The organism is Bacillus sp. FSL R5-0712, from assembly GCF_038593285.1.
GTDB classification, from domain to species: Bacteria; Bacillota; Bacilli; order Bacillales; family Bacillaceae; genus Bacillus; species Bacillus safensis.
The window spans coordinates 1,520,500-1,540,369 of sequence record NZ_CP151981.1 but is presented as its reverse complement, the minus strand read 5'-3'; the positions used below and the strand labels follow the sequence as shown (position 1 = coordinate 1,540,369).

Below are 19,870 nucleotides of genomic sequence, written 5' to 3'. Positions count from 1 at the left end.
ATCATGCTATAATAATAAGACTGCCTAAAGAACGAGTAAACGGAAGTTCTTTCAGTAGATTTGTGCGAAAGAAGAGGGTGTATCCAACATGTCATTTGACGGCATTTTTACATATGGTATGACAAATGAATTGCAAGAGACATTAACTGGCGGGAGGATTTCTAAAATCCATCAGCCATATAAGCACGAGCTGATTTTTCATATTCGGGCAAACGGGAAAAATCATAAGCTCCTTTTATCGGCCCATCCGAGCTATGCGAGAGTGCAGCTCACTGAGCATCAATACGACAATCCAAGCGAGCCGCCAATGTTTTGTATGCTCCTCAGAAAGCATCTTGAGGGCGGCTTCATTGAACGTTTTGAACAGATTGGATTTGATCGGGTGATCGTGCTTCATGTAAGAAGCAGAAATGAAATTGGCGATGAGCAGACGCGTAAGCTTTACATTGAAATCATGGGACGTCATAGTAATTTCATTCTGGTAGAGGATGGAACGCAGCAGATCATTGATGGTTTGAAACACCTTTCTCCATCTGTGAACAGCTATCGAACGGTGCTTCCTGGTCACGAATACCTTCTGCCGCCTGCGCAGCAAAAATTGAATCCTTTTGACGTGACAAAGGATGATATTTTGAAGCATTTACGCTTTCAAGAAGGAAAGATCGCAAATCAAATTGTCGATACCTTCTCTGGGGTTTCCCCGCTGTTTGCAAAGGAAGTTGTACACCGGGCCGGTCTTGCCAATCAAGAAACGATTCCAAATACACTGCTCGACATGTTCCAGCTCATTCGCATGCATTCTTTTACACCGCAGCTCACAAGAAAAGACGGAAAAGAGTATTTCTATTTATTAGAGCTTCAGCATGTCCATGGCGAGATGAAGACATTCGACTCACTCAGCCAGCTGCTTGACCGCTTTTATTTTGGAAAAGCTGAGAGAGATAGAGTCAAACAGCAGGCAGCGGACCTTGAACGGTTTGTCGTAAATGAAAAAAAGAAAAATGAAAACAAGCTGAAAAAGCTAAAAAGAACCCTTGAAGAATCTCAAGATGCACACAAATATCAGCTCTATGGTGAGCTGTTAACAGCCAATTTATATGCGATTAAAAAAGGGGATAAAGAAGCGACTGTCATCAATTATTACGATGAAGACGGCGGAGAAATCACGATTCCGCTCAAAACAAACAAAACCCCTTCTGAAAATGCCCAGGCATATTTTACAAAATATCAAAAGGCAAAAAATGCTGTAGAAGCTGTAAATGAACAAATTAAGCGGACACATGAAGAAATTGCTTATTTTGAAGAGCTGATTCAGCAGCTGTCCTCTGCTTCACCGAAGGATTTAGAGGAAATGAGAGAAGAGCTTGTTGAAGGAAAATATTTGCGCGCCAAACAAAAGCGTCTCGCCAAAAAGAAAAAACCGGCTGCTATTCAGCTCGAAACGTATGAATCATCCCAAGGCATACCAATTTTAGTCGGAAAAAACAACAAACAAAACGAGTATTTGACTACAAAGGCAGCTGCTCGTGATGATATTTGGCTGCATACAAAGGATATTCCTGGGTCACATGTCGTCATCCGTCACCAAGCACCTGATGAACAAACGCTGCTTGAAGCGGCTCAAATTGCCGCCTATTTTTCAAAGGCAAAAGAGTCCAGCTCCGTACCTGTCGACTATACAAAAATCCGGCATGTGAAAAAACCAAACGGAGCAAAGCCAGGCTTTGTTACGTATGATCAGCAGCAAACATTATTTGTCACACCTGACGAAGATCTTGTGCTCAAGCTAAGAAAATAAATAAAAGAAGCCGATAAAATCTCCTGTAAGGATTTTATCGGCTTTTTCTTTGTCGTTTTTTTCTTTCGATGTAAAGGGCATCAAGTGCGTCAATATCCTCTTCTTCAAGCAAGGATTCAATTGCCGCAGCCAGCTGTTTTGTCCGGGCGGGGCTAGCACCGCTTGTAGAGACTGAAATCGTCACTTTTCCTGCTTTGACAACCTTCGGCACCATCACATTGCCGAGCTCAGATTGGCTCACACAATTCACGAGCTGGTGAGGCTGTGCTGTTTGTGCAATCCATTCATTTACCGAAGGGTCGTTTGTAGCAGCTACAATGAAAAACGCATCCTTCAAATCTTCAGCGCCCACCTTCTTTTCCTTCCAATTCAATGCGTATGTATCAATGAGGCACGCCATCTCTTCAGAAAGATCAGGACTCACAACAGTTAGATGGCAAGGCTCCGTACACAATGTCTTTGCTCTTCTTAATGCAACAGATCCGCCGCCGGCGATGACCACTTGTTTATTGGTTAAATCAAGATGGACTGGAAGCATGGCTTTCTCCTCGGAAACGAAACGCATCGTCTTTGTTTAAAATGGTTTCTTGCACGCGTTCAATATAAGCCGCTTTGACATGCGGATGAAAGCCAATATACCGGCATACCCGGACATCTTTCAGCCGCTTTCTCGCCTGAGCGGCTTCACTTTCAATTTCTTTCATTAAAATCCCCGTAAACAGTAAGTAAGGAACGATATAAACAGGCCCATCGTCATCTTCTGATAACTGCGCGAGAACATCTCGATAATTTGGCTCACATGCTGTAATAAAACACGGAAGAACCTCTGCATGCGGAAGCAGGCTTCGGACATCGTCTGCAATGCCAAACACATCTCGCTTCACATCCGGATCAGAACTCCCGCGGCCAATTAAAAGAATCCGCGCGCGCTCGCCTTGATATCCTGCTTCTTTAATTCTTGCGGCAACCGCTTTTGTTACTTCTTGATTCACCCCGATCGGCTTTCCATATGTGACCTTCACTTGCGGGAAACGCGCACGCACTTTCTCAATTTCGACCGGGATATCCGATTTGGCATGCATGGCAGTCAAAAGGAGGAGCGGGACGATTGCAATGTGTGTCGCTCCTTTTTTCACACAGGCCTCAAATCCTTCTTCTATAGAAGGGTCCGTCAGCTCTAAAAAACAAATTTCTTGTATATCTGCTTTCACTAACGGCATACAGCTTTTCATAAAAGAAATGGCCTTATCTTGTGCTTCTTTCACCCTGCTTCCATGCCCAACATAAAGGACAGCTTGTTTCATGCGGCTCCTCCCTCTCACTTGTTTTCATCAGACGAAAAGACACGATGTATGCACGTGTCTTTTCTCTACCATTCTCATTTCTCAATTAATGCGGGTTCAAACCAGTTCAGCTTTTGATGAAAATGAACGACATCTCCAACAACAATTAAACTTGGATGCTCGATCCCTTCTTTTTCAACAGTTTCAGACAGTGTCGCAACCGTGCAGCAAGTTGTCTTTTGCCTCGATGTGGTTCCCCAGTGTATAAATGCAGCGGGTGTTTCTGGGTCCCGTCCATTTTTTAAAAGCAGGCGCTGCACTCTTTCCACGTTTTTGACACCCATGTAAATCACAAGAGTATCAATCCCTGTAGCCAGCGCCTCCCACTTTTCTTCAAAATGTTCATCCTTTTGATAGTGGCCCGTGACAAAAGCAACATTTGAGCTGAATTCACGATGTGTCACAGGGATGCCCGCATAAGCAGCCGCTGCAATCCCAGAAGTAATTCCTGGGACGACCTCATACGGAATTCCGTGCTCAGCTAAGCATTCGATTTCTTCACCGCCGCGGCCAAAGACAAAGGGGTCGCCGCCTTTCAGCCGAACGACAACGTTCCCTTCCTTTGCATGAGCCACAAGCGCTTCATTGATGGCTTCCTGCCTCATTGTATGATGATTTGGCAGCTTGCCGCAATAAATCAATTCCGCCTCCGGTTTGGCATGGGCGAGAATTTCTTGATTGACAAGACGATCATATAAGATGACATCTGCCTGCTGTATCGCCTTATGGGCCTTTAATGTGATTAAATCTGGGTCACCGGGTCCAGCACCCACAATGTATACTTTTCCCATCTTGCTTTTCTCCCCCTGCCATCAGGCGATTATTTCGTTGTTCCTTTTACATAATCAACAAGACGCTGTTTAGATTCCTCACGGGATAATTCCCCTGTATCTAATACAAGCTCAGGCGCAGCAGGCGCTTCATACGGTGAATCGATTCCAGTAAAAAATGGAATTTCACCGTTTCTCGCCTTTTTATATAACCCTTTTGGATCACGCTCTTCACACACGTTCAGATCACATTTGACAAACACTTCGTGAAATTCTCCCTCTTCGACCAACTGTCTGACAGTGTGGCGGTCTTCCTGAAATGGAGAGATAAAAGCAGTGATGACAATCGTTCCTTGCTCCACAAATAATTTCGCCACTTCTCCGATCCGGCGGATGTTTTCTTTTCTATCATCATCTGAAAACCCTAGATCTTTATTGAGTCCGTGCCGCACGTTATCGCCGTCAAGAACTGTGACTTGGTAGCCTTGTTCAAACAGTTCTCTTGCAGCTGCATTCGCGATCGTTGATTTACCTGAACCGCTTAGACCTGTAAGCCAGATAATGCCGCTCGTATGATTGTTTTTTTGTTGATATTCTTTTTTTGTAATAGATGAATCATGCCACACGATATGTTCGTTGCTCATGTCATACCCTCCCGTTAAGATACCGTCGTTTTTAATCCTTCGATTAATGTTTCAATGACTTCTTTTCGGCTGAACGTGCTTGGTGGTAATTCACCGTTTCTCAGCATTGTTCGAACCTTTGTACCTGAAAGAATGACATGCTCGCTTTTGTCGTGAGGACACGTTTTTGGAGTGGCCATCGCTTCACATGTATTACAGTAGAAGCTGTGTTCAAATTTTAATGGAGTAATGCCGATTTCTTCGCTTGTAAATTGATCAAATAGTTCCTGCGCCTCGTATGTGCCGTAATAGTCACCAACACCTGCATGATCTCTTCCGACAATAAAATGGGTGCAGCCATAATTTTTCCGTACTAGCGCATGAAAAATGGCTTCCTTTGGTCCAGCATAACGCATTGCAGCAGGAAAAACACCTAAAAAGACGCGGTCTTTTGGATAATAACCGTCCAATAACACTTGATAGCTTTTCATTCTTACATCTGCCGGGATGTCGTCAGATTTTGTTTCACCGACAAGAGGATTTAAAAATAAACCATCGACTGTTTCCAGTGCTGTTTTTTGAATATATTCATGAGCACGGTGAACCGGGTTTCTCGTTTGGAAACCAACAATGGTTTTCCAGCCGTTTTCTTTAAAATGACATCTTGTTTCTTCTGGCTCATACGTAAATTGAGGGAATGGTTTTTCACTGCGTTTCGTCAGTGTAATTTTTCCGCCAATGTAAGTATCGCCGCGTTCAAATAATTTTTTCACGCCTGGATGATTGCGGTCATCTGTTTTATAGACATTCACCGCTTCTTTTTCCTTATCTGGTGTGTATTGATCTTCTACTTCAATGACCCCATATACTGTTCCATTGTAGGATAAGCGCACGATATCGCCTTGATGGATTTCCGCCGCCTTTTCTTTTGTCACTGGCAGTGTAATAGGAAGAGACCAAACGACACCACTTGCTAGCCGCATACTGCTTACAACTGCTTCATAATCAGCTTTTGTTAAAAACCCTTCAATTGGACTATATCCGCCAATTGCAATGAGTTCAAGGTCTGCAAAGGAAATCGCATCTAGTTCAATTTCCTTCGCAGCCGTGCTGAGATCATATTCTTCATTTACTCGATTAATTAATACGCCACCATGTGGTGTTAAACTCATTTGTTCATCTTCCTCTCAATGTTCATATTTATTAGATGTTAATAGTCGGATTTATGGTTAAATCCCGCCGCCCTGTTCATGAATAGAGCTGCTTTCATTTTTGACTGCTTTCATCAGACTCAGCGCACCAAGTGAGGCAAGCAGTACACTCATCATGATAAAGATAGAGTAATAGTCTCCTTTTAAGAAAAGGCTCACAAGCAAATACGATAGGCTGAGTGATAAGAAAGGTGAGACCACCCATACTTTCAGCATTTTTTTCACCACATGTTTGTGAAAAATGTTAGGCCCGCCTTTTGCCATTCCAAGCCCGATAATAGACGAGGAGGTGATTTGCGTAAGTGGAACGGGCAGCCCAAAAATAGAGCTGACGATGACAAGCCCGGCACCGGTACTCGAAAGTAAAATCCCTTCGCCTGTTTGATAGCGGGTAATTTTCTTTCCGTTTGTTTCCAGTACTCTTCTGCCTAGCAAGAGGGCCCCTGCTGCGACGAAGATTCCGCCGTAAAGTGTTCCCTGCCCAACTGACAAAACGCCTGAAGCGACGAGCGGGCCGACGGCATTTGCCACATTGTTCATACCGGCTGAAAATGCCTCTAAAAATCCGCTGAGAATTAATACGATAGATAAAATAGCTGTGCCTTTTTTAGACAGCTTCCGTTTAGGGAACATTCTGATGATTTTGACGACAGCAAAGGTAAAAAGAAAGGCGAAAAGCGGGATGATGACCCAAAATGCCACAATCACTAAAATGGATTTCACAAACAAAACTTTATATGCGACTGCCACACCAACTACAGCCCCTACTGTGACCTCACTTGTTGATAAAGGAATCGCCATCAGATTTGCTATGAAAAGTGATAGTGCAGCAGAACCAATGATAATACAAACGATTTCAAGTGTAATGACTGATTCTGGCATAATACCAGAGCTGATCGTTTTGACGACCTCACCGCCGCCAATCACTGAACCTGCTAAAATCCCAACTGCACAAAAACTGAGCGCATAAATGGGCTTTTGAATGGCACCTGATCCATACGCAATGCCCATAGAAGCAGCTGCTCCGCTTGCGCCTATGTTTAAAGCAAAGAATAGACTAAATAAAATTGCGGCGATTTCCATACATTATGCTCCCTTACTCATGTAATCCGCACTCTGTCTTTGCTGTGCCTGACCATCTGCCAGAACGCAGATCATCTGCAGTAAATGCTGGCTGTGTACACGGTGCACAGCCGATACTTGGATATCCTTGGTCATGCAGCGGATTATAAGTAAGTTCCTCTCTAGATGCATATCTCCATATGTCCTTCCACGTCCAATGGATGAGCGGACATACTTTCACTGATTTGAATTTTTCATCCTTATTTAAGAAATTCGTCCCTGCTCGTTTTGGTGACTGCTCTCTTCTTAAACCAGAAAGCCATGCTGGATAACCAGATAAGGCTTCTTGCAAAGGAATGACCTTACGCATATGGCAGCAGCTTTGAGGATCTGTTTTCCATAATTGATCACCGTGCTGCTCATTTTGCTGTTCAACCGTCAGCTCAGGCGTTTTCAGTACAATATCTAAGCCCGGATATCTTTCCTTTACCGCATCAATTGTGTCGTAAGTTTCTTTAAAATGCAGACCTGTATCTAAAAAGACAATTCTCGCATCTTTTTTTACTTTTGCAATCAGATCAATTAGAACAATGCCCTCAATCCCAAAGCTGCACGCATATACGAGCTGGTCACCATAATGACCGTACGCCCATTTCAGTACAGACAGGGCTCCTTTATACAAATCATCCTCTTGAAATGTAATGGACGGCTCTTGCCAATTTTCATAAGTTAACATGATTTCTCCCCTTCCGGAGTACCGCTCATATTGCTATTTTCCGCACTACTTTAATCTAATTTTTTCGTTTTTTTCCACTTGAATCACTTGACCGTCCTGAACAATTAACGTAATTGAACCAAATTTCATATCCCCAATCAGTTCTTGCATATGCTTTACTAAGTCCTCATCCTGATTTTGTTTCACTTCCATCTCCTCTTCCTCCTCACCGTTAAAATAAAAAAACTTTCTTTCAGTCCGAAAGAAAGATGAGGAAGCTCACAATTTCCTTATCTTTCAAAATAGAATCATTTTGCAGGAAGTAGCACCTTGCGAATCGCAGGTTGCCGGGTTTCATCGGGCCAGTCCCTCCACCTCTCTGGATAAGAGTTTCAATTTGTCTTAAATATTAACACAATTCAAACAAAAGTCAACCCGACTTTATTGATAGGATTAGTTTTTATTAAATTTGAGTCTATTTTACTATTTTTACCCAAATAAAAAAGCCGTGCGGGCAGGCACAGCTTTAAAATTGTTAACGATGGACTTTGACTTTTCAGACCGTTTCTTCCATCCAAGATTCAGAGGAAGGATCTTGTCTCCAGCGTTTTAGTTTGTTCATCGCAGACGGCTCAATCGCTTTCAGTTCAAGTGCCACATCTGTCAATGTGTCATAGTCTGTCAGGGTGACATATGGAATATTTTTTTCTTGAAAAGCGGCCGCTGCTTTTGGCAGTCCGTATGTGAAGATTGCGGCAACTCCTAGTACCTCGCAGCCTTCAGCTTGAAGAGCAGCAACCACTTCCAGTACACTGCCTCCTGTGGAAATAAGGTCTTCGACGACGACAACCTTTTGGCCTTTCGATACGGCCCCTTCAATTTGATTTCCTTTGCCGTGTGCTTTCGGCTTACTTCTGACATAACACATCGGGATGTTCAAGCGGTCTGCTGCTAATGCCGCATGCGGAATGCCTGCTGTTGCAGTACCCGCAACAACCTCTGCACCCTTAAAATGAGTGAGAATCAAATCTTTTAGACCTTCCGCAATGTCGTGTCTGACTTCTGGATATGATAATGTGAGGCGGTTATCACAATAGATCGGTGATTTTATACCGCTCGCCCATGTAAACGGTTCGTCTGGTTTTAATGAGACCGCTTTGATTTGTAATAGATGTTTCGCGATTTTTGATTTCATCTGGCAGTCACTCCCACTCTTTCAAAATTTGATGATAGGCTTCTATTGGTTTATCAGCTTTTGTGATTGATCTTCCGACAACAATTTGTGAAACACCTTGCTCTTTTGCATAGGCAGGTGTCGCCACACGCTTTTGGTCATCGGTTTGATCATTCGGTAAGCGAATACCTGGCGTTACAGTGAGAAAGGAGGGTGAGATATGTTCATGAAGTGCTTTAGATTCATGAACAGAGCAAACAACCCCGTCCAGCCCACTTTCATATGCTAATTGTCCGTACCGGATCACAGTCTCTTGCAGCGGACGGTCAATGAGTAATTCTTTTCTCATCATGTCTTCTGACGTACTAGTCAGCTGGGTCACTGCAATAATGCCCGGGCGGCTTTGTCCAGCAGGAGTCCCGCTTTCAAGTCCCTCTAACGCAGCCTGCATCATTCGTTTCCCGCCAGCCGCATGCACATTGACCAAGTCAACGCCAAGTGCGGCAAGCCGGTTCATCGCTTTTTGCACCGTTGTTGGAATGTCATGTAATTTTAGATCGAGAAAAATGCGGCAATTTTTTTCTTTCAGCGCTTCAAGGATGGCAGGTCCTTCTTGGTAAAACAGCTCCATGCCGACCTTCACAAATAATGGTGTCCCTTCAAAGGGATCTAAAAAGGCAAGCGCCTCCTGTCCTGACGGAAAATCAAGCGCGATGATGGGCAAGTGCTTCATGTTTCCAGCTCCTTCCGATACATTCCTCTACAGATGAATAACCATATGCTGCTAACACATTTGGCAGCTCTTCAATGATTTCCGGGCAAATAAATGGATTCACAAAATTGGCTGTACCGACAGCTACTGCACTTGCACCTGCTAGTAAAAATTCAAGTACATCTTCAGCACTTTGCACTCCGCCCATTCCGATAATCGGAATAGAAACCGCTTGACTCACCTCATGCACCATACGTACAGCGACAGGTTTGACAGCTGGTCCTGATAATCCGCCTGTTTTATTGGCAAGGATGGGTTTCCCCGTTTTTAAATCTAAACGCATCCCAATTAATGTATTAATCATGGTGAGTCCATCCGCTCCAGCAGCTTCAATCGCTTGAGCAATTTCTACAATATTAGCTACGTTAGGTGACAGCTTGACATAGACAGGTACGGAAGAGACTTCCTTGACTGCTTTTGTCAATGATGCTGCCATATTTGGATCTGTACCAAAGGCGATTCCGCCGGTTTTAACATTTGGACAAGAAATATTCAGTTCAAGGGCATGAACATTTTTTGCTCGGCTGATTTGCTTGGCTACTTCAACATAATCTTCAACCTGTGAGCCAGCAACATTCGCAATAATAGGCGTATCAAACTGCTCAAGCCAAGGCAGCTCATTTTCAAGCACACCTTTTAGACCTGGGTTTTGAAGGCCGATTGCATTGAGCATACCGGCCCCTGTCTCGGCTACCCTTGGTGTCGGATTGCCAAATCTCGGTTCAAGGGTTGTGGCTTTGATCATGATACCGCCCAGCAATGATAGGTCATATAAGGATGCAAATTCTCTCCCGAATCCAAAGCAACCTGATGCAGGGATAATTGGATTCTTTAAAGATAATCCCGGTAACTCAACGTTTAGCATGACAATGCCACCTCCTCTGCTTTAAAAACAGGTCCATCAAGACACACTTTGACGTAAGGTTTGTCGAGCTGATCGGTATGACAGACACATGCAAAGCAGGCACCAATCCCGCAGCCCATTCGTTCTTCCATCGAAATGTAGACAGGCTTATCAGGATACGTGTCTTTCAGCGCTTTTAGCATAGGTGTTGGACCACAGGAAAGCAGCACATCAAAGCTCAGGTTTTGCTCTTTTATCACATCTGTTACAAAGCCTTTAGCACCGTATGTGCCATCAACCGTTGCAATAAACGTATCGCCGAGTGCTTGAAATTTTCCCTCGTAAAATACATCCTTTTTCGATTGAAAGCCGAGGACATGCTTCACGATGACGCCTTTTTTCGTTAAACGCTTGGACAGCTCATATAGAGGCGGTACGCCAATTCCGCCGCCGACTAGTAATGCCGTCTCTCCGGGCTTGACGACTGAAGGATCATACCCGTTTCCAAGCGGCCCTAATACATCGACTGATTCTCCCTCCCGCTTTTGGGAGAGGAGCTTTGTGCCCTCACCCTCTGCGCGGTAAATGATGGTTGCTTCTTTTTGCTCGGCATGAATGTTGGCAATACTGATCGGTCTTCTCAGCAGCGGTGTCATCGATTCACTGACCTTTAGATGAAGAAATTGTCCAGCCGTTTGAAAGGAGTCCACAAGGTCACCTTTTAATGTCATTTCGTAAATATGATCAGCGATCTCTCGGTTCGAGACGACCGTCAAGTATGCTTTTTTCATATCGTTACTGTCACCTCAGCATTCGTTTTCACTTCTGGCATTTCATCCGCTCTAAATGTCATGCTCTCAAGCACTCTTAAAATGGCTTCTGCTGTATCTAGTGACGTTAAGCAAGCCACTCCGTTTTCAACAGATTCACGTCTAATTCTAAAGCCGTCTCTTGCCGGCTGTTTTCCTTTTGTTAATGTGTTGATCACAAATTGGGCTTCCCCGTTTCGAATGACATCGAGAAGGTTTTTGCCTTCTTCTCCAATTTTGCCGACCACACTTGATGGAATGGAGGCTTGTTTTAAATAATTCGCCGTTCCTTCTGTTGCTAAAATATGATAGCCGATCGAATGGAATCTTCTTGCGATCTCAAGTCCTTCTTCTTTATCCTTATCAGCCACTGTCAGAAGAACTGTTCCGTCATTAGGGATTTGAATGCCTGATGCAATCAATCCTTTATATAGGGCTTTTTCGATCGTGACATCTTTCCCCATGACCTCACCTGTTGATTTCATTTCAGGCCCGAGTGTAATATCCACTCTTCTTAATTTTGCAAAAGAGAAGACTGGAACTTTGACGTACACTCCTTCTTGCTCTGTATGAAGGCCTTCTTCGTAGCCATAATTTTTGAGCTTGTCTCCTAAGATGACTTTTGTCGCAAGGTTTGCCATCGGAATGCCTGTAATTTTACTTAAGAAAGGAACCGTCCGGCTTGATCTCGGGTTCACTTCAAGTACATACACTTCACCTTTTGATAGGACAAACTGAATGTTCAAAAGCCCAATAATGTTGAGTCCTTTTGCAAGCTTGATCGTGTATTCTGCGATCTTTGCTTTGATGTCCTCAGACAATGTTTGCGGCGGATAGACCGCAATCGAGTCACCAGAGTGAACTCCGGCTCTTTCAATGTGTTCCATAATGCCTGGGATTACGACAGTTTCTCCATCAGACACCGCATCTACTTCAATTTCTTTTCCTGTCAAATACTTGTCAATTAACACTGGATGCTGCGGGTTGACCTTCACCGCATTCTCCATGTAGTGAAGAAGCTCAGCTTCTTGATACACAATTTCCATCGCGCGGCCGCCTAATACATAGGAAGGACGGACAAGGACTGGGTAGCCGATTTGATTGGCAATCGCTACAGCTTCAGGCACAGACGTTGCTGTTTTCCCTTTCGGCTGGGGCACGCCGAGTGTTTCTAACGTTTGTTCAAACTTGTCCCGGTTTTCTGCGCGGTCTAGGTCTTCTAGAGAAGTTCCAAGAATTTTAACCCCTCTATTTGATAATTCATCTGCTAGGTTGATCGCCGTTTGTCCGCCGAACTGAACGACGACTCCTTCAGGCTGTTCAAGGTCGATGATGTGCATGACATCTTCTACAGTGAGTGGTTCAAAGTAAAGCTTATCTGAAATACTAAAGTCTGTTGAGACCGTTTCAGGATTGTTGTTAATAATGATCGCTTCATAGCCTGCTTGTTTAATTGCCCACACAGAGTGAACAGTCGCATAATCAAATTCTACCCCTTGTCCAATTCGGATAGGACCTGAACCTAATACGATAACACTTTTCTTGTCTGTACGTTCTGATTCATTTTCATCTTCATACGTGCTGTAGAAATAAGGTGTCTCTGATTCAAATTCTGCCGCACATGTATCCACCATTTTGTATACAGGTACAATGCCTGCTTCTTGTCTTAGCTTGTAGACATCCGCTTCGTTCATCTTCCACTCGCGGCTAATGTAGATATCTGAGAAGCCTTTTTCTTTCGCTTCTTTTAATACGTCTGTATTGCCTTTGTTTTCTTTTAATGTCTTCTCAAAGGCAATGATGCCTTCCAGCTTATGAAGGAAGAAGTAATCAATTTTTGAGAATTCATGTATTTGTTCGACTGTATAGCCTCTTCTAAGCGCCTCAGCGATATAAAATAATCGTTCGTCTCCCGCTTTGATAATCCGTTTTTCAAGCACTTCATTTGTGATGTCTGCTTCATCTTTTAATTCAATGTGATGCACATCGGCTTCAAGTGAACGTACAGCCTTTAGAAGAGACTCTTCTAATGTGCGGCCGATTGCCATGACTTCACCAGTTGCCTTCATTTGCGTACCAAGACGTCTGTTCGCAGATTCAAATTTATCGAACGGCCAGCGCGGTATTTTTGAAACGATATAGTCAAGTGCCGGCTCGAAGGCTGCATAGGTTTTACCTGTGACTGGGTTCATCATTTCATCAAGCGTTAAGCCGACAGCAATTTTCGCTGCCAATTTGGCAATTGGATAGCCTGTCGCTTTTGACGCAAGCGCAGATGAACGGCTCACACGCGGGTTTACCTCGATGATATAGTATTGAAAGCTGTTTGGATCAAGTGCCAGCTGAACGTTACAGCCGCCTTCAATGCCAAGTGCACGGATCAGCTTAAGCGACACATTTCGAAGCAGCTGATATTCACGGTCACTTAACGTTTGGCTTGGGGCTACAACAATACTGTCACCAGTATGGATGCCGACAGGGTCAAAGTTTTCCATGTTACAAACAACGATTGCATGGTCACCGCTGTCTCGCATGACTTCATATTCAATTTCTTTAAAGCCTGCAATGCTTTTTTCAAGTAAGCATTGTGTGACTGGGCTTAGCTTCAGACCGTTTTCAACGATTTCCTTCAGTTCTTGCTCGTTTGTACAAATTCCGCCGCCTGTTCCGCCTAATGTATAGGCTGGTCTGACGATGACAGGGAAACCGATTTGATCTGTAAACGCCATTGCTTCTTCCAGGTTATGAATGATTTCACTTTCTGGTACAGGCTCATTTAGTTCATTCATTAAATTACGGAATAAATCTCTATCCTCTGCTTTTTGGATGGCTGACAGCTTTGTACCGAGTACTTCAACGCCGCATTCAGCTAATACGCCAAGGTCTGACAATTCAACAGCAAGGTTTAATCCAGTTTGCCCGCCAAGTGTTGGCAAGATCGCATCAGGGCGTTCTTTTCGAATGATTCGTGTTAAAAATTCTGGTGTCAGTGGTTCGATGTATACCTTATCAGCCATTTCTGTATCTGTCATGATGGTCGCAGGGTTAGAGTTCACAAGAACGACTTCATAGCCCTCTTCTTTTAGCGCTAAGCAAGCCTGTGTACCTGCATAGTCAAATTCCGCTGCCTGACCGATGATGATAGGACCTGATCCGATTACTAAAATCTTTTTGATGTCTACGCGTTTTGGCATACTTCTTCCCCTTCTTTCTCAGTCGTATGAATCATTTCCATGAACTGGTCAAATAAGTAGTTTGCATCTTCTGGACCCGGTGATGCTTCTGGGTGGTACTGAACAGTGAAAGCTGGTGCTTCTTTATGTTTTAATCCTTCAATCGTATTGTCGTTTAGGGCAATATGTGTGACTTCGAGCACGTCTTCGTTAATACTGCTAACCGTGTAGCCGTGGTTTTGAGACGTCAGTGTCACCTTGCCAGTTGCTAGTTCTTTCACCGGATGGTTTGATCCTCTGTGGCCAAATTTCATTTTTTCTGTGCTTGCACCGCATGCTAGAGCAAATAATTGATGTCCGAGGCATATACCAAAGAGCGGCACCTTTCCAATCAATTGCTGAATCATCTCAACGGCTTCCGGTACATCCACAGGATCTCCAGGTCCGTTTGAAAGCATGATGCCATCAGGCTTTAGCTGCAGCACTTCATCTGCAGTGATGTTGTATGGCACCACAATGACGTCGCAGTCACGTTTATTGAGCTCGCGCAAAATGCCATGCTTCATGCCGAAATCGACAAGGACAATTCTTTTTCCTCTGCCTGGGCTTGGGTACGCATTTTTCACAGATACTTGACTCACTTGATCTGTTGGCAGCTGCAATGTTTGAAGGCGGCGGACAACGTCTTCCACTTGTTCATCAGGTCCTGCAAATGCCCCTCTTAAAGTCCCTGCACTTCGAATCATTCTAGTCAGCTTCCGTGTATCGATTCCGCTCAGCCCCGGAATGTTTTTCATTTTTAAATATTCATCGAGTGAATATGAAGAGCGCCAGTTTGAGGGCTTTTCACAAAGCTCTTTCACAATCAGCCCTTTCACAAACGGTGTGATCGATTCAAAATCGTCACGGTTAATGCCATAGTTGCCGATAAGCGGGTAAGTCAGTGTGACAATTTGTCCGCAGTATGATGGATCAGATAAAATTTCTTGATAGCCCGTCATCCCTGTATTAAAGACGACTTCTCCGACTGATGGTTCTAAGCTGCCAAAGCCTGTTCCTTCGAATACTGTTCCGTTTTCTAGCACTAAGCGTCTCTTCATTTTACTAGTCTCCCCTCTTCATAAACGACTTTCCCAGATGCAAGTGTCATGACCGGCCATCCTGATACAGTCAATTTGTCAAACGGTGTATTTTGCCCTTTAGATAAGAAGCTTGTTTTATCGATTGCCATTTCTTTGTTTAAATCAATAAGTGTGATATCAGCTATGTGCCCTTCTTCAAGCTTTCCGTATGGAAGAGAAAATGCTTCTGCTGGTTTAATTGTCATATAATCAACGAGTTCTTTTAATGTCCATTCGCCTGTTTTGACAAATCGTGTATACAGAAGCGGGAACGCTGTTTCAAGTCCCACAATTCCAAACGGGGCACGCTGCATGGTTTCGTTCTTTTCTTCTTCTGTATGCGGCGCATGGTCTGTTGCGATGAAATCAATCGTTCCATCTAATAGTCCCTCGATCAATGCCTCGCGATCCTCTTTTCCTCTGAGCGGCGGGTTCATTTTATAATTTGTATCAAGACCTGGAATGTCCGTATCACACAACAGCAGGTGATGCGGTGACACCTCAGCCGTCACACGGATGCCTGCTTTTTTTGCATCGCGTACGACCCGCACAGATTCTTTCGTACTGATATGACATACATGATAATGACAGTTCGCTGCTTCTGCTAAAAGAACATCTCTTGCAATATGCACCGATTCACAAATGGACGGTATTCCGTTTAACCCATTTGCTTTTGAAAATTCTCCTTCATGAACGCACCCGCCGTAAATGAGCGAGTTATCTTCACAGTGCGCCACAATCGCTTGATCAAGACTTGCTGCCTGTTTCATCGCTTCGTACATCATGCCTGCTGTTTGGATGCCAACACCGTCATCTGTAAAAGCAAAGGCGCCTGCTTCTTTTAGTGCTGCAAAATCCGTCATCTCTTCCCCAATTTGTCTCGTTGTGATGGATGCGTATGGCAGCACTCTCACAGATGAGGTCTCTTCGATTCGATTCATCAGCCATTCCATTTGCTCTTTTGTATCTGGAACCGGCCTTGTATTCGGCATCGCTGCAATCGTCGTATATCCGCCTCTTGCGGCTGCTTTAGAACCTGTTTCAATCGTTTCCTTTTTCTCTCCGCCTGGCTCTCTTAAATGCACATGCAGATCAATCAAGCCTGGTGACACAAATAGCCCTGCTGCATCAATAACCTCTTCTCCGTCTTCTCTTTCTAGGTGACCGATCGCTTGAATCACTTTTCCTTTTACCCTAATATCCTGCTGCACTCTTTCACCTGTGCTTGTTAAGATAAAACCGTTTTTAATGAGATATGACATAGACAGAATCTCTCCCTTTTTGATGTAGTGTGCTATTTTGAAAAGCTCTTTTTAATACGGCCATTCGGATATAAACACCATTTTCCATTTGTTTAAAAATTCTTGACTGCTTGGACTCTACTAATGAATCATCTATTTCAACACCTCTGTTTACTGGTGCTGGATGCATAATAATCGCGCGTTCTTTCATTTTGTTTGCTCTGTCTACTGTTAATCCATAAGTTGATAAGTAATCTTCGCTGCCCATTTTTTCAGCGTGCCGTTCATGCTGGATTCTAAGCAGCATCACCACATCAGATTGTGCGATGGCTTCATCTACTTGGACATACGTTCCGTGAGGGTTTTGTTCATCCTGGAAGGAAGCAGGCCCTGAAAAGAGGACTGTCGCTCCCAGCCTTGAGAGAACCTCAGCATTTGATCTTGCCACCCTGCTATGTTTGATGTCTCCATGAATCGAAATCGTTAAGCCTTCAAAGCCGCCAAACTCTTCAAAGATGGTCATGAGGTCAAGCAGTGATTGGGTTGGATGCTGTCCGCAGCCATCTCCTGCATTGATGATGGGAATTCCAACCTTCCCAATCAGCTCGTTATAATATTCATCGGTGCTGTCTCTGATCACACAAGCCTTTACTCCGATCGATTCAAGTGTTTTTACCGTATCGTAAAGTGTTTCGCCTTTTTGAACGGAGGTGCTTGCTGCATCTAAGCTCAGGACATTCATCCCTAGTTTCTTTTCGGCTACTTCGAAGCTAAAACGTGTTCTTGTGCTTGGTTCAAAGAAAAGGTTTGCCACAAATTCTCCGGCTAATCCATGTTCTTGTTTCCCCTTTTTGAGTGCAGCTGCTTCTTCAATCAGCTGTAAAATCTCTTCTTTTGATAAGCTGCTCATTGTCGATAAATCATTCATTTTTTCTTCCCCCTCTAGTTTTTCATCACTTTCAGGTTCAAAAAAACCCTAAGCCTCGGCAGCTTAGGGTTCTCCAAAAGAAGCAGCGGCACTTTTGTGCATTCTGCTCCATTTAGAACCCTTGTCAGCCTCACTGGACTTCTTTTAAAAGGTTTTCTGTATTTGATTCATTTGAGTTGTCATCTTCTGCTTTTTGATGCGGCAGGATCAGATTTAACAGGACACCCGTAATCGCAGCAAGTGCCATTCCAGATAGGGTGAGATTGATTTGTTTCACCTCAATGAATGCCCCGCCAATCCCAATGACTAGGATGACTGATGCGATAATGAGATTACGCTTTTCTTCAAAATTCACTTTATGATCAATCAGAATTCTCAGGCCGCTTGAAGCAATGATTCCAAAGAGCAGGAACGAAACGCCTCCCATCACCGCGGACGGCACTGTACTGATTAATGCTGAAATTTTTCCTACAAAACCGAAGCAGATCGCAAACACGGCTGCTCCGCCGATGACGAAGATACTGAACACTCTTGTGATGGCTAGTACGCCAATGTTCTCTCCATAAGTTGTTGTTGGTGGTCCGCCAATAAGTGAAGCGAAGATCGTCGCCGCACTGTCTCCTAAAATGGAACGGTGAAGACCTGGTTTTTTAATGAAATCTTGTCCTACGACCTTACTTAACACCACTTGGTGGCCGATATGCTCAGACATTGTGACAAAGGCTACCGGCACCATCACTGTGAGAATGCTTAAGGTCACAGCAGGTGTATAGTCGACAAATGGCACAACGAAGTCTGGTACAGCAAACCATTTTGCGTCAATGACCGGCTGGAAGTTCACGATGCCTTGTGTTAAGGCAAAGAGATAGCCGCTGATGATGCCGATTAATACTGGGATTAAGCTAAGGAATCCTCTTAGGAAAATCATACTGATAATGGTGACAGCCAGTGTGAAGCCAGCGACCATTAAGTGCTTGAGGCTGTAAACAAGCTCGGTTGCATTTGGATCAACATACATCGCCATGTTGACTGCTGTTCCAGCGAGTCCGAGTCCGATGACCATAATGACTGGTCCTACGACCACCGGCGGCAGAAGCTTCATCAGCCAGCCTGTGCCGAGCCATTTAATGAATAGGGCGATGAGTGCATAAGCGACACCCGCCATGAAGGCGCCAACCATTGCGGCTCCAGGGCCGCCCGTTGCTTTCACATTCAGTATGGGGGCGATGAAGGCAAAGGACGATCCAAGATACGCCGGAATTTGTCCTCTTGTGATGATTAAGTAAACAATCGTTCCCACTCCGCTTGAGATGAGCGCGACGGCTGGACTCATATCAATGATTTTTGGTACAAGAATGGTCGCACCAAACATCGCAAACAAATGCTGCAGGCTAAGTGACAGCCATGTGAATGGTTTTGGGATATCTCGAATGCCTAAATTGGCTTTTTGCTGACTCATGATTTTCCTCCTAGATGTGTCCTTTTTCATTAAAAAAGCCTCTTTGCGAGTATGCGCAAAGAGGCCTAGATAAACCGGACACGTCATGTTGGCCGTGTGCTCGGTTTCTCTGTTATTGCCCTCTTTGCAAACTCTCTGGAATGCATTTAAAAAGGTTATTTTTCATATATAGCGACAAGGTCGTTTTGATCTACTTCATTGAGCTGAACCATGACTGTCTCTGCTTTTGAAGTCGGAATGTTTTTCCCGATATAATCCGCTCGGATCGGCAGCTCCCGGTGTCCCCGGTCAACGAGCACAGCCAGCTGAATGGAAGATGGTCTTCCTACATCCACAAGGGCATCCATAGCTGCTCTGACGGTTCTGCCTGTAAACAGGACATCGTCAACAACAATAAGTGTTTTGTCATTAATGTCAGCTGGTATGTCTGCACCCTTTACAAGCGGGTCTTGGTTGTCTGTCTTTTTTGTCAGGTCATCACGGTATAGCGTAATATCAAGTTCACCTACAGTGACTGGATTCCCTTCAATTTGCTCGATGCGCTCTGCAAGGCGCTTTGCAAGATGTATGCCTCTTGTCTTGATCCCGGCAAGGATGACATCCTTCATCCCTTTGTTGCGCTCAATCATTTCATGTGCAATTCGGGTAAGCGCTCGTCTGATCGCTTGTTCATCAAGAATGACTGCTTTTTGTTCCATCTTTTACACCTCTTTTTGACAAATAAAAAGCCCCTTCTGCAAAGGGCAGAGAGGGGCGTTCATTTGTGCATATGCGTGCACAAATTGATCCGTTATCCTTCTCAGCCTCTCTGGACTGTTTTAAAGAAT

Annotated in this window: 19 protein-coding genes and 1 riboswitch; of the genes, 1 reads left to right on the top strand and 18 read right to left on the bottom strand. The window is 44.2% G+C overall.

From position 1 onward, the window contains the following. Positions 1-88: 88 nt before the first annotated feature. The gene (locus NSU11_RS07680; protein ID WP_024426952.1) at positions 89-1,798 is read left to right on the top strand and encodes an NFACT RNA binding domain-containing protein; all 1,710 of its coding nucleotides are present in this window, start codon (positions 89-91) and stop codon (positions 1,796-1,798) included. 34 nt (positions 1,799-1,832) lie between these two features. Here NSU11_RS07680 and NSU11_RS07675 read toward each other — a convergent pair whose 3' ends face one another. The 18 genes from NSU11_RS07675 to pyrR all read right to left on the bottom strand — a co-directional run bounded on the left by NSU11_RS07675 (position 1,833) and on the right by pyrR (position 19,741). After that, on the bottom strand, positions 1,833-2,336 hold the full coding sequence (locus NSU11_RS07675) for a bifunctional precorrin-2 dehydrogenase/sirohydrochlorin ferrochelatase (RefSeq protein WP_149126678.1): 504 nt from the start codon (positions 2,334-2,336) through the stop codon (positions 1,833-1,835). Next, entirely contained in the window at positions 2,317-3,102 is a 786-nt protein-coding gene (locus NSU11_RS07670) for a sirohydrochlorin chelatase (protein WP_149126679.1), read from the bottom strand. The genes NSU11_RS07675 and NSU11_RS07670 overlap by 20 nt, the downstream gene beginning before the upstream one ends. A gap of 74 nt (positions 3,103-3,176) precedes the next feature. After that, complete coding sequence (cobA, locus tag NSU11_RS07665) at positions 3,177-3,932, bottom strand: uroporphyrinogen-III C-methyltransferase (RefSeq protein WP_025092552.1); 756 nt, start codon at positions 3,930-3,932, stop codon at positions 3,177-3,179. A 29-nt stretch (positions 3,933-3,961) separates the two neighbouring features. Then, positions 3,962-4,555 (bottom strand): adenylyl-sulfate kinase, encoded by a 594-nt coding sequence (gene cysC, locus NSU11_RS07660; RefSeq protein ID WP_149126680.1) that lies wholly within the window; start codon positions 4,553-4,555, stop codon positions 3,962-3,964. Between the two features lie 14 nt (positions 4,556-4,569). After that, positions 4,570-5,706, bottom strand: a complete 1,137-nt coding sequence (gene sat, locus NSU11_RS07655; protein ID WP_149126681.1) for a sulfate adenylyltransferase — start codon at positions 5,704-5,706, stop codon at positions 4,570-4,572. 57 nt (positions 5,707-5,763) lie between these two features. Further along, a complete protein-coding gene (locus tag NSU11_RS07650) occupies positions 5,764-6,828 on the bottom strand; it encodes an inorganic phosphate transporter (RefSeq protein ID WP_025092551.1) in 1,065 nt (354 codons plus the stop codon). A 13-nt stretch (positions 6,829-6,841) separates the two neighbouring features. Next, complete coding sequence (locus tag NSU11_RS07645) at positions 6,842-7,543, bottom strand: phosphoadenylyl-sulfate reductase (protein WP_024424224.1); 702 nt, start codon at positions 7,541-7,543, stop codon at positions 6,842-6,844. 45 nt (positions 7,544-7,588) lie between these two features. After that, the gene (locus NSU11_RS07640) at positions 7,589-7,735 is read right to left on the bottom strand and encodes a YezD family protein (protein ID WP_073205135.1); all 147 of its coding nucleotides are present in this window, start codon (positions 7,733-7,735) and stop codon (positions 7,589-7,591) included. A 74-nt stretch (positions 7,736-7,809) separates the two neighbouring features. Continuing rightward, a riboswitch (SAM riboswitch) is annotated at positions 7,810-7,912 on the bottom strand. Between the two features lie 166 nt (positions 7,913-8,078). Then, positions 8,079-8,717: an orotate phosphoribosyltransferase gene (gene pyrE / locus NSU11_RS07635; RefSeq protein WP_024424225.1), complete on the bottom strand. Its 639-nt coding sequence runs from the start codon at positions 8,715-8,717 to the stop codon at positions 8,079-8,081. Between the two features lie 7 nt (positions 8,718-8,724). Next, positions 8,725-9,429 carry an orotidine-5'-phosphate decarboxylase gene (pyrF, locus tag NSU11_RS07630; RefSeq protein WP_171464215.1) on the bottom strand — a complete coding sequence of 235 codons (705 nt, stop codon included), beginning with the start codon at positions 9,427-9,429 and terminating at the stop codon, positions 8,725-8,727. Next, on the bottom strand, positions 9,401-10,333 hold the full coding sequence (locus NSU11_RS07625) for a dihydroorotate dehydrogenase (RefSeq protein ID WP_044330734.1): 933 nt from the start codon (positions 10,331-10,333) through the stop codon (positions 9,401-9,403). Before NSU11_RS07625 ends, pyrF begins: the two co-directional genes overlap by 29 nt. Beyond that, positions 10,327-11,103: a dihydroorotate dehydrogenase electron transfer subunit gene (locus NSU11_RS07620; protein WP_103132564.1), complete on the bottom strand. Its 777-nt coding sequence runs from the start codon at positions 11,101-11,103 to the stop codon at positions 10,327-10,329. The genes NSU11_RS07625 and NSU11_RS07620 overlap by 7 nt, the downstream gene beginning before the upstream one ends. Next, positions 11,100-14,315: a carbamoyl-phosphate synthase (glutamine-hydrolyzing) large subunit gene (gene carB / locus NSU11_RS07615; RefSeq protein ID WP_149125674.1), complete on the bottom strand. Its 3,216-nt coding sequence runs from the start codon at positions 14,313-14,315 to the stop codon at positions 11,100-11,102. The genes NSU11_RS07620 and carB overlap by 4 nt, the downstream gene beginning before the upstream one ends. Beyond that, positions 14,300-15,394 (bottom strand): carbamoyl phosphate synthase small subunit, encoded by a 1,095-nt coding sequence (locus NSU11_RS07610; protein ID WP_024424230.1) that lies wholly within the window; start codon positions 15,392-15,394, stop codon positions 14,300-14,302. The genes carB and NSU11_RS07610 overlap by 16 nt, the downstream gene beginning before the upstream one ends. Next, complete coding sequence (locus tag NSU11_RS07605; protein WP_024424231.1) at positions 15,391-16,677, bottom strand: dihydroorotase; 1,287 nt, start codon at positions 16,675-16,677, stop codon at positions 15,391-15,393. The genes NSU11_RS07610 and NSU11_RS07605 overlap by 4 nt, the downstream gene beginning before the upstream one ends. Further along, positions 16,661-17,584, bottom strand: a complete 924-nt coding sequence (locus NSU11_RS07600) for an aspartate carbamoyltransferase catalytic subunit (protein ID WP_024424232.1) — start codon at positions 17,582-17,584, stop codon at positions 16,661-16,663. Before NSU11_RS07600 ends, NSU11_RS07605 begins: the two co-directional genes overlap by 17 nt. A 130-nt stretch (positions 17,585-17,714) precedes the next feature. After that, the gene (locus tag NSU11_RS07595) at positions 17,715-19,043 is read right to left on the bottom strand and encodes a solute carrier family 23 protein (RefSeq protein ID WP_025092549.1); all 1,329 of its coding nucleotides are present in this window, start codon (positions 19,041-19,043) and stop codon (positions 17,715-17,717) included. 155 nt (positions 19,044-19,198) lie between these two features. Further along, a complete protein-coding gene (pyrR, locus tag NSU11_RS07590) occupies positions 19,199-19,741 on the bottom strand; it encodes a bifunctional pyr operon transcriptional regulator/uracil phosphoribosyltransferase PyrR (RefSeq protein ID WP_024424234.1) in 543 nt (180 codons plus the stop codon). Positions 19,742-19,870 lie beyond the last annotated feature (129 nt).